Annotated in this window: 1 protein-coding gene; it reads right to left on the reverse strand. The window is 47.4% G+C overall.

Annotated features, from left to right (window positions below):
- Positions 1-1,471 (reverse strand): DUF6531 domain-containing protein (locus HB675_RS25625; RefSeq protein ID WP_213881958.1); only part of this gene is annotated, 1,471 nt, incomplete at its 3' end.
- Between the last annotated feature and the right edge of the window lie 349 nt (positions 1,472-1,820).

Below are 1,820 nucleotides of genomic sequence, written 5' to 3' on the forward strand. Positions count from 1 at the left end.
CCTGGGTGCGCAGGAACCGTGTGGGGTCCCAGGTGGTGGTCGTGGTGCGGGCCTGGGGTGTGCCGCTGGCTTCGGTGTGGCTGGCTTCCAGGCCCCGGTCGTTGTAGGTGTAGGTGGTGATAAAGCCTTTGGCGTCGGTTTTAGTCAGGACTTGGCCCCGGTCGTTGTAGGTGTAGCTGGAGTTGCTGGCGGGGCAACCAGGGCTGGGCTCTCCATTTATCTCCACAATTCTTTTGATACCTTGGATTATTTGAAATTTATAGGTGGCAGAATTTAGTAAAGAATTAACGACAGTTGTTGACCCATCATCGTTAAAGGTAAGAGCAATCTTGCCTGTACCATCTGAATTACTACTGGATATCGCGCGCCCTGAAGAGTCATAGCTCCAGATGATTGACGTGCTGCCCCGTGGGTCTGTCGAACTGGTAAGAAGACGATAATCATGTGTATCACCATACGCATATTGTTGAACCGTGTTCACACCATTCTTACTGTAGGAGACCTTGACCAAGGACCCATTAGAATTATAGGAATACTGTGCTGTATTGTCACCAACCTGCAGAGAAAGCGGCTGATATTGTGCATCTTGAGTAAACGAAAGGATGTGATTGAAATCATCCGTCACTGTGACAGTGCTTCCATTGTACGAAAGCTGTTGATGATATCCTGTCGCTTTTGTTACTGCGATAAGTTTACCCTCCCCATCAAAAATTTGCTGATTGCCGTCAGAGTCTGAATAAACCCAATTTTCTGCTGTGAGGACCAATGTACCCAATTCCGTCACCTCGGGCGTCACGACATCACCATATCTGGAGAAGAGAACCCGCCTACCATCGTAACTAATAAGCCCAATGTAACTATCGTCGATCAGCAAATGTGAAGAAAAACTATGGCGCCAAAGGCCATCAAAACTATTATAATATCTAGAAAATCCAAATGCATAATCCACAATAGTAGATCGTACCGAAAAATCGCTCACAACTTGATAGCTATTACCTGATGCAGAGCTTATCGGATCCCCCTGCTCCAAGCTTGGTGCGTGGCAACTGAGATTATCGTTTGGCGAGCCAAAGCTCTTTCGCCGGATTTGGTTATTTGGCAGCTCGCACTCACCAGTGATCTTATCAAAAGCACCACCGTTGGCGCATGAGCTTCCGTAGTGAAAATTTAGTGCCATTGAGGCAATAAAATTTCCAGTAGATGCGTTATAAAAATTACAAGTAGCACCCGCAACCTTGCCTGGCAAGCCAGAGCCTGCGCCAGAGCCTAAGTCATAGTATACAAAATTTGTAGCTACCCCATAATTTGCGGGGTCCGAAGAAACATATCCATCACACGCCTGCTGAGCACTGGCATAATGCGTATCGTAATATCCTGACACCCACCAATAATAATCATCCGCTTGCGCACCTGAAGCAAAAGCAAAAGCAGCTGATGCCGCTATCGCCCATACGGCACGCTTAAAATTCATGGAGTAATAATTAGGTATATATAACATACGGCTCCACCACAATTTTCAAATTAAAAACGAATAAAAATATATTTATTCATATTGCACAGCTATACCCTATAACTCGCAGCGAACTACCCATTTCAGGCTATCCCAATGACCCGTCGACATTATCAGGGTTGCCGATCGCCGAGTTGCGGCTAAAATCTCGCGTCTAATCGATAATGTTGCCACTGGCCAAGCTGAACTGACGTACATCGCCCACGGCGTTGTAGCTGTAGCTGGTGGTCGAGGCTTCGACCGCGCTGCTGGCCATCTGGCCAAGGGCGGTATAGATGTAGCTGATGGAGCTGTCGGCGTGGGCACCGAT

The organism is Pseudomonas sp. dw_358 (genome assembly GCF_018449655.1).
GTDB lineage: Bacteria > Pseudomonadota > Gammaproteobacteria > Pseudomonadales > Pseudomonadaceae > Aquipseudomonas.